We start from the raw sequence: 12667 nt of genomic DNA, 5'->3' as shown, positions 1-12667 counted from the left end.
GAGATGGGGTAAATGTCTAACGCTCCAGCCGAAGAAATTCCGGCCGAAGAAATCGATCTGGCCGAGGCCAATCATATCATCGACAAGTACCTGACCCTGCCGGGTAACCTCATGCCGGTTCTGCAGGGGATCCAGGATTCCTACGGGTACATCCCCAGACCGACCATCGACCTGGTGGCGGAGAGGCTGAACGTCTACCCGAGCCAGATCTATGGCGTGCTGACCTTCTACGCGCAGTTCCACCTGAAGCCGCGCGGCAGGTACATCATCAGGGTCTGCGTAGGTACCGCCTGCCACGTACAGGGGGCCGAGCGTATCACCGAGACCTTCTTCGGCAGGCTCGGCATTGGTCACGCTGAAACCTCCGCGGACCTCCGCTACACCTTCGAGAAGGTCGCTTGCCTGGGCGCCTGCGGCATGGCCCCTCTGGCCATGGTCAACGACGACACCTACGGCAAGATGACGGTCCAGAAGGTGGACGAGATTATTGAAACCTACAACCAGCGGCCAATGACCAAGTAGTCGGGACGTCAATTTCTCAGCAGGGGACTTTTTGTCATGAGCGATAACGCAGCAGTAAAAATATTAATCTGTCAGGGCACCGGCGGCATTTCGGCCGGCGCCAAGCAGGTCGAGGCCGAGTTCACCAGGCTGATCGCTGAAAAGGGTATCGTGGCCCAGGTAGGGAAGCGTTGCGATGTCGTTAAGACTGGGTGCCGCGGCCTCTGCGCCAACGACGTCCTCGTCGACATCATCACTCCGGAATTGGGCAGGGTCACTTACGACTTCGTCGTGCCCGCGGACGTCGAGGCCATCCTTGATCAGCACATCGTCGCCAACGAAGTCATCGAGAAGAAGAAGGCGAAGGAGTACTACAACACCTTCGTCGACCAGCAGATGCGCGTGGTCATGACCGGCTGCGGCCAGATCGACCCCGAGCGCCTGGACGCCTACATCGAAGAAGACGGCTTCAAGGCCATCGAGAAGTGCGTCAAGGAAATGAAGCCGGCCGAAGTCATCGACGAGGTCAAGAAGTCCGGTCTTCGTGGCCGCGGGGGCGGCGGTTTCCCCACCGGCATGAAGTGGTCCTTCTGCGCTGCATCCCCGGGGAACCACAAGTACCTCATCTGCAACGCCGACGAGGGTGACCCGGGTGCGTTCATGGACCGCTCCATTCTCGAAGGCGACCCGTACTGCGTCATCGAAGGTATGATGATCGCCGCCTACGCCATCGGCTGCGACGCAGGCTACGTCTACGTCCGCGCCGAGTATCCGCTCGCCATCGACCGTCTCCAGAAGGCGCTCGACACCTGCTACGAGAAGGGGTACCTGGGCAAGAACATCCAGGGGTGGGGCTTCGACTTCGACATGAGGATCAAGAAGGGCGCCGGCGCCTTCGTCTGCGGCGAGGAAACGGCACTCATGGCCTCCATCGAGGGCGAGCGCGGCATGCCGCGTCCCCGTCCGCCGTTCCCGGCGGTCAAGGGCCTCTGGGGCTTCCCGACCAACATCAACAACGTCGAGACCTTCGCCAACGTCCGCCACATCATCAACAAGGGCTTCGAGTGGTACGCATCGCTTGGCACCGACACCACCAAGGGGACCAAGATCTTCGCGGTCACCGGCAAGGTGAAGCACACCGGCCTCGTCGAGGTTCCGGCCGGCATGTCGGTCAGGGACGTTATCTACAAGGTCTGCGGCGGCATCGCCAACAACCGCAAGTTCAAGGCGGTTCAGGCCGGCGGCCCCTCCGGCGGCTGCATCCCGGCCGAGGTGCTCGACACCCCGGTCGACTACGACTCTCTGATCAAGGCGGGTGCCATGATGGGCTCCGGCGGTCTGGTCGTCATGGACGAGACCACCTGCATGGTCGACGTGGCTCGCTTCTTCCTGACCTTCACCAAGATGGAGTCCTGCGGCAAGTGCGTTCCCTGCCGTATCGGCCTGAAGGCCATGCTCGACATCCTGGAGAAGATCACCGAGGGGCGCGGCGAGATGGCCGACATCGACACCCTCTTGGAGATGGGGGCGACCATCAAGAAGGCGTCGCTCTGCGGTCTGGGGCAGACGGCTCCGAACCCGATCCTCTCCACGGTCAAGTACTTCAGGAACGAGTACGAGGCCCACATCATCGACAAGCGCTGCCCCTCCAACTCCTGCAAAGAGCTCCTGCTCTGGCAGGTGATTCCCGAGAAGTGCGTGAAGTGCGGGGCCTGCCTCAGGGCCTGCCCGTCCAACGCCATCAAGTGGGAGAAGGGACAGGTGGCCGAGTTGGTCAAGGAAAACTGCACCAAGTGCAAGTCCTGCTACGACGCCTGCCGCTTCATGGCCATTGAATAGAACGGTTCAACGTTCCGGGTTCAACGTTCGAGGTTGGACCCGGAACGAGCCGAATCTAACGTTGAACATTGAACGTTGAACCGATTTCACGGAGACAGAGGTCGAGATGGTAAATCTTACGATAAACGGAAAACAGGTTGCGGTAGAAAAAGACGCCACCATTTACGACGCCGCCAAGGCGTGTGGCATCAAGATACCGATCCTTTGCCATGACAAGAAGCTGCACCCGTTCGGCGGTTGCCGCATGTGCCTGGTCGAGGTCGAGCAGATGAAGGGGCGTCTCATCCCCGCCTGCACCACCCCGGTCACCGAAGGGATGATCGTCCAGACCACGACCGACGAGATCGTGAAGGCCAGGAAGCTCGTTCTCGAGCTCCTGCTCTTGAAACACCCGATCGACTGCCCGGTCTGCGACGCCGCAGGCGACTGCGACCTGCAGAATCTCACCTTCGAGTACAAGGTGAACACCAACCGGTTCGTGGACGAGAAGTTCAACCACGAGATCGACTACGATAACCCGCTCATCGAGCGCGACATGAACCGCTGCATCCACTGCGGCAAGTGCGCGAGGATCTGCGACGAGATCGTTTCCTACGGCGCCTATACCTTCATCAACCGCGGCATCGAGGCGAAGATGGGTACCGAGTTCGACGGACCGCTCAACTGCGAGTTCTGCGGCTCCTGCGTCTCGGTCTGCCCGGTGGGCGCGCTCAACTCCCGCCCCTTCAAGTTCAAGGCGCGCTGGTGGGCGCTCAACAAGACCAAGTCGGTCTGTTCCTACTGCGGCACCGGTTGCCAGCTCACCCTGGGGACCAAGGACGGCAAGGTTTTGACCACCGTCTACGACGAGAACCAGGGCTTCCACAACGGCCAGCTCTGCACCCGCGGCCGCTTCGGCTACCAGTTCGTCAACTCCGAGAAGCGCCTCACCACCCCGCTGGTGAAGAAAAACGGCAAGCTCCAGGAAGCAAGCTGGGAAGAGGCGCTCGAAGTGATCACCTCCCGCCTTTCCGCCGGCAAGAGCGACCCCGCGTCGGTAGCGGCTCTGGCCACCCCGAGGCTCACCAACGAGGAGCTCTTCCTCTTTAAGAAGCTCTTCCGCGGCACCATCGGCACCGACAACATCGACCACTCCGCAGGCTATGCCCACGCGGCCCTCACCAAGGGCGCCAAGGCGAGCTTCGGCGTCGCCGCATCTCCCTCCGAGATCGCCGACATCCAGAAGTCGAACCTCCTCCTGGTGGTGAAAAGCGACGCCTACGAGACCCACCCGGTGGTGGGCTTCGAGATCAACCTCGGCGTCAAGCGCAAAGGGATCGACCTGCGCATCGTCTCCGACAAGAAAGGGAAGCTCACCCGCCTCCCGGGCGCCAAGACCACGGTCCACACCCCCGGCAGCGAGGTAGCGCTCTTCAACGCCCTCTGCAAGTCGGTCATCGACCAGGGCCTCGCCGCCGAAGGTGTTGCGGGTCTGGCCGAACTGAAGGCAGCCGTAGCCGACGCGACCGCTGAGAAGGCGGGCGTTACCGCAGACGAGATCGCAACCCTCGCCAAGGATTACGCAGCCGCCGAGAAAGCGCTGATCATCCTCCCGATCGGCCTCGGCTACCCGGGACACGACGCGGCTCTCGCCAACGCAGCGGCGAACCTCGCCATCCTCACCGGGAAGATCGGCAAGGAAGGCGCCGGCCTTTTGATCATGGGCGAGAAGAACAACAGCCAGGGCGCTGCCGACCTCGGCATCTACCCGAAATCGACCGGCCTTTCGGCCTCCGCCATTATCGAGGGTTGCGGCAACGGCAACATCAAGACCCTCTTCGTCGCCGGCGAGAACCCGGTGGTCTCCTACCCGAACCGCCAGAAGATCGAGAAGGCGCTGGAGAACGTCGAGTTCATGGTAGTCGCCGACCTCTTCCTGACCGAGACCGCGCAGCTGGCGGACGTGGTGCTTCCGGCCTGCTCCTTTGCCGAGAAGAGCGGTACCTTCACCTCGCTGGGCCGCAGGGTCCAGATGGTGCGGAAAGCGGTACCGGCGGTAGGGCTCGCCAAGACCGACTTCGAAATCCTCAACACGCTCTCCGCCGCTATCGGCGGGGCTCGCTACAACAACCAGGCAGAAATCTTCACCGAGATCGCCTCCACCGTCCCCGCTTACCAGGGTCTCACCCAGGGCAAGCTCGGCGACGAAGGGGTGGTACTTCCGGTGGCGGTTTCCGCCAAGCTGGTTCCGGCGGCAGCCAAGGCGGTCGCACCGGTCGCCGGCAAGCTGGCCTTGGTCACCGGCAGCGCGCTGTACCACTCCGGTACCCTCTCCCGCTTCGGCGAGGGCCCGATGTACGTCTGCCCGAACGCCTACGCCGAGCTTTCCGCGGCGGACGCCGCCAGCCTGAAGATCGCCGAAGGGGACATGGTCACCGTGACCTCCGGCACCGGCAGCGTCCAGGTAGCGGCAAAAGTAGGCAAGCGCGTGCCGCAGGGTACGGTGTTCGCCCCGTACCACTTCGGCGAGGGTAGCGTCAACACCATCACCGACGGCGCCGCAGTCACCTACGTCACCGTTACCAAGAAGTAACCACAGCCAACAACTTAGTTCCCCCCTCTCGCGAGGGGGTTTCCACCCCCCTTGAGCAATGGGGAGCGGAAAACTGAGACCCTTTAGATACATCGGCTAACAGCTCAAAATTCATAACAGAGGGGAAGACTATCAGATGGATACGCTAATCTTAGGACTGCCGGTCGCGTACTACATAGCCATGGTTGCCAAAGTGCTCGTAGCCTTTGTCTTCGTGCTCCTGACCGTGGCCTACGCCACCTACGCGGAGCGCAAGATAATCGGGCATATGCAGGTACGCCTGGGTCCCATGAGGACCGGCTGGCACGGCCTGCTGCAGCCGATCGCGGACGGCGTCAAGCTGTTCTTCAAGGAGGAGATCGTCCCGACTCAGGCAAGCAAGTTCGCCTTCCTGATCGCTCCCTTGGTCGCCTTGATCCCGGCGTTCATATCCTTCGCCGTCATCCCCTTTGGCGCCCCGGTGACCATCGCCGGTTACACGGTGCCGCTGCAGATCGCCGCCTTCTACGACCAGGCGGGCCAGCAGGTCTTCGACATCAACGTCGGCGTCCTCTACATCCTGGCCATGGCCAGCCTCGGGGTCTACGGCGTGGTGCTCGCGGGTTGGGCTTCCAACTCCAAGTACTCGCTCCTGGGTGGGCTTCGTTCCGCGGCCCAGATGATCTCCTACGAGCTCGCTGCCGGCCTCGCGATCATCGCCGTCTTCATGCTCTCCGAGTCGCTGTCGCTGCACAAGATCGTTGCCGACCAGGCCAACGGCGCCTGGTACGTCTTCAAGCAGCCGCTCGCCTTCGTGATCTTCTTCATCTGTTCGCTGGCTGAGATCAACAGGACCCCGTTCGACCTTCCCGAGGCGGAGACTGAGCTCGTGTCCGGCTTCATCACCGAGTACTCCTCCATGAAATACGCCATGTTCTTCATGGCTGAGTACGCCAACATGATCACCGTCTGCGCGGTCACCACCACCCTGTTCCTGGGCGGCTGGCACGGCCCTGCGTTTCTCCCCGGCTGGTTCTGGTTCGTGGCCAAGGTGTACTTCCTGATCTTCTGCTGCATGTGGATCAGGGCCACCTACCCGCGTTACCGCTACGACCAGCTCATGCGTCTGGGTTGGAAGGTGTTCCTGCCGCTGACCCTGTTGAACGTGGTCGCCACCGGCGTCTGGGTCATGGTCTTCAACAAGTAGTCTCTTCTAGAAACAAACTACAAGGCGAGGTGCTGCAAATGATAATGCCGCTCATTAAAGGTCTTCAGATTACTTTATCACATATGTTCAAAAAGCCGGTCACCCTGCAGTACCCGACCGAGCGGCCGCAGATCGCCAACACCTTCCGCGGGCTGCATGCGCTGAACGTATCCCACGACAAGGCGAAGTGCGTCGCCTGCTATCTCTGCCCCACGGTCTGCCCGGCCAAGTGCATCACGGTCGAAGCCGGCGAGGACCAAAATCACGACAAATATGCAGCCAAATACGAGATCGATATGCTGCGCTGCATCTTCTGCGGCTACTGTGTGGAGGCGTGCCCCGTTGACGCCATCCGTATGACGGAACAGTTCGAGCTCGCCAACTACTCGCGTGCCGACTTCACCTTTACCAAAGAGAGACTCTTAGAAAAGAAATAAAGGAGCAGCAATGGAATCCATCTTCTTTCTCGTCGTGGCTACGGTGGCCGTTATTTCCAGCATCCTGGTGGTCACCTGCAAAAACCCGATCAACAGCGCACTTTCGCTGGTGATGACCTTCTTCTGCCTGGCGACCTTCTACGTCATGCTGGATGCCCCCTTCATGGCGGCCACCCAGGTGATCGTGTACGCCGGGGCCATCATGGTTCTGATCATCTTCGTCATCATGCTCCTTAACGTGAAGGCGGAGAGCGGCAAGCGCGGCAGCCACGCGGTGTTCGCGGGAAGCGTCTTGGGACTGTTCGCGCTGTTCCAGACCGTCTGGTTCCTCTCGAAGGGTTCCATGACCGGCGCGACCGGCACTATGGACAAGGCGCAGATCATCAGCGTCGGGCACGTCGAGCTGATCGGTAAGGCGCTCTTCACCGACTTCCTACTCCCGTTCGAGATCACCTCGGTGCTGCTCCTGGCCGCGATCGTCGGCGCAGTGATCCTGGCCAAAAAGAAAATTTAACGCTACAGAAGGGGTACTGACATGCTAGCGATCGAAAACTACCTGATACTCTCGGCCATTCTCTTCTCCATCGGGACCATCGGCGTCCTGACGAGGAGAAACGCCATCGTCATCTTCATGTGCATCGAGATGATGCTGAACGCGGTGAACCTCACCTTCATCGCCTTCTCCAGGCACCTGGGGAACATCGACGGCCAGGTCTTCGTCTTCTTCGTCATGACCGTCGCCGCCGCCGAGGCAGCCGTAGGCCTCGCCCTCATGATCGCCTTCTTCAAGAACCGCGAGTCGATCGACGTCGAAGACGTCAACCTGATGAAGCTCTAGGGCGAAAGCTGCCTGAGCGTTGTAGGAGCGGCGTTTCCGCCGCGATTGGTTGCCTACGTGATTTGATCGCGGCTTCTTGAGCCGCTCCGCTGAAGAAATTCAAGAACTACAGATATAAAGGAGTCAGGGATGTTTGATTTAGTATGGTTGATCCCACTGTGCCCTCTCATCGGCTCGGTCATCAACGGCCTACTCGGCAAGAAGATCAAAAACGAAACGGTCATCGGTGGGATCGCAGCCGGGGCAGTCTTCTGCTCCTTCCTGGTCGCCTGCGGAATCCTCTTCCAGCTCCTGAGTCTGCCGGGTGAGGAGAGGGTGTTCCAGAAGACCATCTTCACCTGGATCCAGTCAGGGACCTTCAAAGCCGACATCGGCTTCCTGATCGATCCGCTCTCCGCAACCATGCTGATGATCGTAACGGGGGTCGGCTTCCTGATCCACCTCTACTCCATCGGCTACATGCACGGCGAAGAAGGGTTCTACCGCTACTTCTGCTACCTGAACCTCTTTACCTTCTCCATGCTCTGCCTGGTGTCGGGCAACAACCTGCTCCTCATGTTCATCGGCTGGGAGGGCGTGGGTCTCTGCTCTTACCTCTTGATCGGCTACTACTTCCATAAGAAGTCGGCCGGCGACGCCGGTAAGAAGGCGTTCGTGATGAACAGGATCGGCGACTTCGGCTTCCTGCTCGGCGTCTTCACCCTCTTCTGGTACCTGGGTGTCAACCACAACGTCTGGACCATCAACTTCGTAGAGCTCGCCAAGAACGCCGACCTCCTGGTCCCGGGTGCCGTAGTGACCACCGTCTGCCTCTGCTTCTTCCTTGGTGCAACCGGTAAGTCCGCGCAGATCCCGCTCTACACCTGGCTCCCGGACGCGATGGAAGGCCCGACCCCGGTTTCCGCCCTCATCCACGCGGCCACCATGGTCACCGCCGGCGTCTACATGATCGCCCGCATGAACTTCATCTACATCAAGAGCCCGACCGCGCTGCTCGTCATCGCCTGCGTCGGCGCCGCCACCGCCCTCTTCGCGGCGACCATCGGCACCGCGCAAAACGACATCAAGCGCGTCCTGGCTTACTCGACCGTTTCCCAGCTGGGCTACATGTTCCTGGCCATGGGGGTCGGCGCCTTCACCGCCGGCGTGTTCCACCTGATGACCCACGCCTTCTTCAAGGCCTGCCTGTTCCTCGGTTCCGGCTCCGTCATCCACGCCATGCACCACGCGCTGCACCACGAGCATTCCGACGCCGACCCGCAGGACATGAGAAACATGGGCGGGCTTAAGTCCAAGATGCCGATCACCTTCCTGACCTTCCTGGTGGCGACCATCGCCATCGCAGGTATCCCGGGCTTCGCCGGCTTCTTCTCCAAGGACGAGATCCTCTGGCAGGCATTTGCCAACCCGCACCACGGCAGCGCCAACCTGGTATTGTGGGGCTGCGGCGCAGTCGCCGCAGGTCTCACCGCATTCTACATGTTCCGCCTGGTGTTCATGACCTTCTTCGGCCAGACCCGTCTTTCCGAGAAGGCCTTCCACCACCTGCACGAGTCCCCCTGGGTCATCACCGTGCCGCTCGTCTGCCTTGCCCTCCTCTCGCTGGTCGGCGGCTGGATCGGCGTGCCCAAGATCCTCGGCGACGTGCTGGGAGGTCTCCCGAACTACTTCGAAGGGTACCTGGAGCCGGTGTTCGCCTACTCCAACGCCTACGTGCTGCATAACGTACACGGCGCACATCCGAGCCATGCCGTCGAGTGGGGCCTGATGGGCACCTCCGTGGTCATCGCCTGCGCCGGCATCGGCCTGGCCGCCGGCCTCTACCTGATCGCTCCGAGCGTCCCCGAGAAGTTCGTGGCGACCTTCCCGGTGCTGCATCGTGCCGTGTACAACAAGTGGTACATCGACGAAATCTACGACTTCGTTTTCGTCAACCCCTGCAAGGCCCTGGGCAACTTCCTCTGGAAAGGGTTCGACGTGGTAGTGATCGACGGCATCGTGAACGGGGTAGCGGCGGTGGTCCGCGGCTTCAGCGGCATCCTGCGCTACGTGCAGACCGGCTTCGTTCACAACTACGCCTTCTCCATGGTGATCGGCGTGGTGGTCATCGTAGGCGTGTATCTCTTCCGCTAAGATTCAAATTTAAGATAATTTTGACCTGTAAGTAAAAGGAGCAGAGTAAATGAACCAGCTACCGTTACTGAGCATATTAACCTTCACACCGCTGATCGGGGCGATTCTCCTCCTCTTTGTGAACAAGAACAGCCACGGCGTGCTCCGTACCGTTGCCATGGCGGTGACGGTGGTGACGTTCGTCCTCTCGCTGCCTCTGATCACGGGGTACAACGCGCCTGGGACCGACATCGGCGGCTTCCAGTTCATCGAGAACGTGCCCTGGATCGCAGCCGGCCCCTTCCAGATGAGCTACCATCTGGGCATCGACGGCATCAGCCTCTGGCTCGTCATCCTCACCACCTTCATCATGCCGATCTCCATCCTTTCCACCTACACGGCGGTTGAAGAGAAGGTGAAGGAGTACATGATCTGCCTCCTGCTGCTCGAAGTAGGCATGATCGGAACCTTTATCTCGCTCGACCTCTTCCTCTTCTACATCTACTGGGAAGTGATGCTGATCCCGATGTACTTCATGATCGGTATCTGGGGCGGCAAGAACAGGATTTACGCTGCAGTCAAGTTCTTCATCTACACCGCGGTCGGTTCGCTCCTCATGCTGGTCGCATTGATCTCCCTTTACTTCAAGGCGGGCGGCGGCGACTTCAGCATCATCCGCTTCTGGGAATTGAACCTCGACCCGACCACCCAGATGTGGATGTTCCTGGCCTTCGCACTGGCCTTCGCCATCAAGGTCCCGATGTTCCCGCTGCACACCTGGTTGCCTGACGCACATACCGAGGCGCCGACCGCAGGCTCCGTCATCCTGGCCGCCGTCATGCTGAAATGCGGTACCTACGGTTACGTCCGCTTCGCCATGCCGCTCTTCCCGGAAGCAAGCGCGCAGTTCACCCCGCTCATCGCAACCCTGTCCGTCATCGGCATCATCTACGCATCGCTGGTCGCGATGGTGCAGCAGGACGTCAAGAAGCTGGTCGCCTACTCTTCCGTAGCGCACCTGGGCTTCGTCATGCTCGGCCTCTACGCCCTCAACACCCAGGGTGTCACCGGCGGCATGCTGCAGATGCTCAACCACGGCGTTTCCACCGGCGCATTGTTCCTTATCGTCGGATTCATCTACGAGCGCCGTCATACTCGTCAGATCTCCGACTTCGGCGGCCTCGCCAAGCAGATGCCGGTTTTCGCCACCATGTTCATGATCGTCACCTTCTCCTCCATCGGCCTTCCGGGGACCAACGGCTTCGTCGGCGAATTCCTGGTGCTCCTGGGCTCCTTCGAGAGCAGCCTCCGCTGGTATGCGATCATCGCCACCTCCGGCGTCATCCTTTCCGCCGTCTACATGCTCTGGATGTTCCAGAGGGTCATGTTCGGCGAACTGAAGAACCCGAAAAACCAGACTCTGAAGGACCTGAACGCAAGGGAAGTAGCAATCATGCTTCCGCTTCTCTTCCTCATCTTCTTCCTGGGCGTCTACCCGCGCCCCATCATTGACTCCATGGCTCCGTCGATCGATAAACTGATCGCGCACACCAAGGTGCAGAAGCAGGTGGCACAAGTAGCAGCACCGGCCGCGCCGCAGCTTCCGGCAGGGCACGTAGCAGTTCCGGGCCTTCCCGAAGAGCATCCGGCTCTCCCCGCAACCCAAGAAGTAAAATAGACCGCTTAGAACTAGCTGACGGAGGATTATAGATGGAAACAATTGCTATGCCGGCCATAAACCTGGCAGTGGTCATGCCTGAGATCCTACTCTCATGCATCGCCATGGTACTGCTGCTCGTCAACGTCTTCGTGCCGGGCAACAACAAGGCCTACCTTGGTTACTTGAGCATCATCGGCCTCGCAGTTACCGCGGCAAGCGTGGTCAACGGGTGGGGGCCGTCGGTATCAGCGTTCAACGGCGCCGTGGTGCAGGACAACTTCGCCACCTTCTTCAAGATCATCTTCCTGGTCTCCGCCGGTCTTGCCGTCCTGATTTCGGACAAGTACATGGCCCAGGAAGAGTGCAACCAGGGCGAACTCTACCCCCTGATCCTTTTCGCCACTGTCGGTATGATGCTGATGGCTGCCGGGACCGACATGATGGTGATCTTCCTCGGTCTTGAGCTTCTCTCCATCTGCCTGTACGTACTGGCCGGCTTCAACCGCGCCAGCGTGAAGTCGAACGAAGCGGGCCTCAAGTACTTCCTTCTTGGTGCCTTCTCCACCGGCTTCCTGCTCTACGGCATGGCGCTCACCTACGGCGCCACAGGGAGCACCAAGATCCAGGCCATCTCCGCCTTTGTCATGGGCAACCCGAGTGTGGCGAGCAACCCGCTCTTCGTGGTCGGTATGCTGCTCATCGCCACCGGCTTCAGCTTCAAGATCGCAGCTGCACCGTTCCATATGTGGACCCCGGACGTCTACCAGGGCGCTCCGACCCCGGTCACCGCGTTCATGTCCGCAGGTCCCAAGGCAGCCGGCTTTGCCGCCTTCCTCAGGGTGATGATCTTCGCTTTCCCGATGCTCAAAGCTGAGTGGGGCCAGCTCCTCTGGATCCTGGCAGTCCTCACCATGACCGTCGGTAACATCATCGCGCTGTCCCAGGACAACGTGAAGAGAATGCTGGCTTACTCCTCCATCGCCCACGCAGGTTACGCACTGGTCGGTTTCACCGCCACCAACGCGGAAGGTGCTGCAGGCATCCTCTTCTACATGCTCTCCTACGCGTTCATGAACATCGGCGCCTTCGCCGTCGTGGTCCTGATCGGCAAGAAAGGCGAGTCTAACGGCAACGTGCAGGATCTGGCAGGTTTCGGACACAAGAAGCCGCTTCTGGCAGCCATCCTCTCCATCTTCCTGCTCTCCCTGGCCGGCATGCCGCCGACCGCAGGCTTCATCGGGAAGTTCTACCTCTTCTCCGCCGCCATCAAGTCCGGCTACCTCTGGCTGGCCATCATCGGCGTGCTGAACTCCGCAGCCTCCCTGTACTACTACCTCCGCGTGATGGTGTTCATGTACATGAAGGATCCGACCGAAGAGTTCGACTGGGCAGGCGCTACCCCGGCCATCGCCCTCTGCCTCCTCCTTTCGGTAGGCGCGACCCTGGCACTCGGCGTGGTTCCGGGCACCGTCCTCGCACTGGCGCAGAAGGCAGTATTGTTCTAAGACTGGTAGACAACAAG

The 12667-nt window shown here is 60.4% G+C and carries 10 protein-coding genes; all 10 read left to right on the top strand.

Translation table 11 applies throughout. The features are described from left to right. Positions 1-12 precede the first annotated feature (12 nt). Positions 13-522, top strand: coding sequence for an NADH-quinone oxidoreductase subunit NuoE (gene nuoE, locus GBEM_RS19575; protein WP_012532348.1), 510 nt, complete (start codon positions 13-15; stop codon positions 520-522). A 36-nt stretch (positions 523-558) separates the two neighbouring features. Next, positions 559-2340: an NADH-quinone oxidoreductase subunit NuoF gene (gene nuoF, locus GBEM_RS19570; RefSeq protein ID WP_012532347.1), complete on the top strand. Its 1782-nt coding sequence runs from the start codon at positions 559-561 to the stop codon at positions 2338-2340. A gap of 106 nt (positions 2341-2446) precedes the next feature. After that, entirely contained in the window at positions 2447-4912 is a 2466-nt protein-coding gene (gene nuoG / locus GBEM_RS19565; protein WP_012532346.1) for an NADH-quinone oxidoreductase subunit NuoG, read from the top strand. A 136-nt stretch (positions 4913-5048) separates the two neighbouring features. After that, positions 5049-6098, top strand: coding sequence for an NADH-quinone oxidoreductase subunit NuoH (gene nuoH / locus GBEM_RS19560; protein WP_012532345.1), 1050 nt, complete (start codon positions 5049-5051; stop codon positions 6096-6098). A gap of 38 nt (positions 6099-6136) precedes the next feature. Continuing rightward, positions 6137-6535, top strand: coding sequence for an NADH-quinone oxidoreductase subunit NuoI (gene nuoI, locus GBEM_RS19555; RefSeq protein WP_012532344.1), 399 nt, complete (start codon positions 6137-6139; stop codon positions 6533-6535). Between the two features lie 10 nt (positions 6536-6545). Beyond that, the gene (locus tag GBEM_RS19550) at positions 6546-7049 is read left to right on the top strand and encodes an NADH-quinone oxidoreductase subunit J (protein ID WP_012532343.1); all 504 of its coding nucleotides are present in this window, start codon (positions 6546-6548) and stop codon (positions 7047-7049) included. A 21-nt stretch (positions 7050-7070) separates the two neighbouring features. Then, a complete protein-coding gene (gene nuoK / locus GBEM_RS19545; protein WP_012532342.1) occupies positions 7071-7373 on the top strand; it encodes an NADH-quinone oxidoreductase subunit NuoK in 303 nt (100 codons plus the stop codon). A 129-nt stretch (positions 7374-7502) separates the two neighbouring features. After that, a complete protein-coding gene (nuoL, locus tag GBEM_RS19540) occupies positions 7503-9506 on the top strand; it encodes an NADH-quinone oxidoreductase subunit L (RefSeq protein ID WP_012532341.1) in 2004 nt (667 codons plus the stop codon). A gap of 49 nt (positions 9507-9555) precedes the next feature. Continuing rightward, positions 9556-11163 carry an NADH-quinone oxidoreductase subunit M gene (locus GBEM_RS19535; protein ID WP_012532340.1) on the top strand — a complete coding sequence of 536 codons (1608 nt, stop codon included), beginning with the start codon at positions 9556-9558 and terminating at the stop codon, positions 11161-11163. Between the two features lie 32 nt (positions 11164-11195). Further along, on the top strand, positions 11196-12650 hold the full coding sequence (locus tag GBEM_RS19530) for an NADH-quinone oxidoreductase subunit N (RefSeq protein ID WP_012532339.1): 1455 nt from the start codon (positions 11196-11198) through the stop codon (positions 12648-12650). Positions 12651-12667: the final 17 nt, after the last annotated feature.

Origin of the sequence: Citrifermentans bemidjiense Bem, from assembly GCF_000020725.1 — a bacterium.
In the GTDB taxonomy this organism is placed as follows: domain Bacteria; phylum Desulfobacterota; class Desulfuromonadia; order Geobacterales; family Geobacteraceae; genus Geomonas; species Geomonas bemidjiensis.
This window is presented reverse-complemented; position numbering and strand designations above follow the sequence as displayed.

Coding starts and splice junctions, on each gene's coding strand:
- nuoG (WP_012532346.1), top strand. CDS start 2,447: ATGGTAAATCTTACGATAAACGGAAAACAGGTTGCGGTAGAAAAAGAC.
- nuoL (WP_012532341.1), top strand. CDS start 7,503: ATGTTTGATTTAGTATGGTTGATCCCACTGTGCCCTCTCATCGGCTCG.
- GBEM_RS19535 (WP_012532340.1), top strand. CDS start 9,556: ATGAACCAGCTACCGTTACTGAGCATATTAACCTTCACACCGCTGATC.
- nuoI (WP_012532344.1), top strand. CDS start 6,137: ATGATAATGCCGCTCATTAAAGGTCTTCAGATTACTTTATCACATATG.
- nuoK (WP_012532342.1), top strand. CDS start 7,071: ATGCTAGCGATCGAAAACTACCTGATACTCTCGGCCATTCTCTTCTCC.
- GBEM_RS19550 (WP_012532343.1), top strand. CDS start 6,546: ATGGAATCCATCTTCTTTCTCGTCGTGGCTACGGTGGCCGTTATTTCC.
- nuoH (WP_012532345.1), top strand. CDS start 5,049: ATGGATACGCTAATCTTAGGACTGCCGGTCGCGTACTACATAGCCATG.
- nuoF (WP_012532347.1), top strand. CDS start 559: ATGAGCGATAACGCAGCAGTAAAAATATTAATCTGTCAGGGCACCGGC.
- nuoE (WP_012532348.1), top strand. CDS start 13: ATGTCTAACGCTCCAGCCGAAGAAATTCCGGCCGAAGAAATCGATCTG.
- GBEM_RS19530 (WP_012532339.1), top strand. CDS start 11,196: ATGGAAACAATTGCTATGCCGGCCATAAACCTGGCAGTGGTCATGCCT.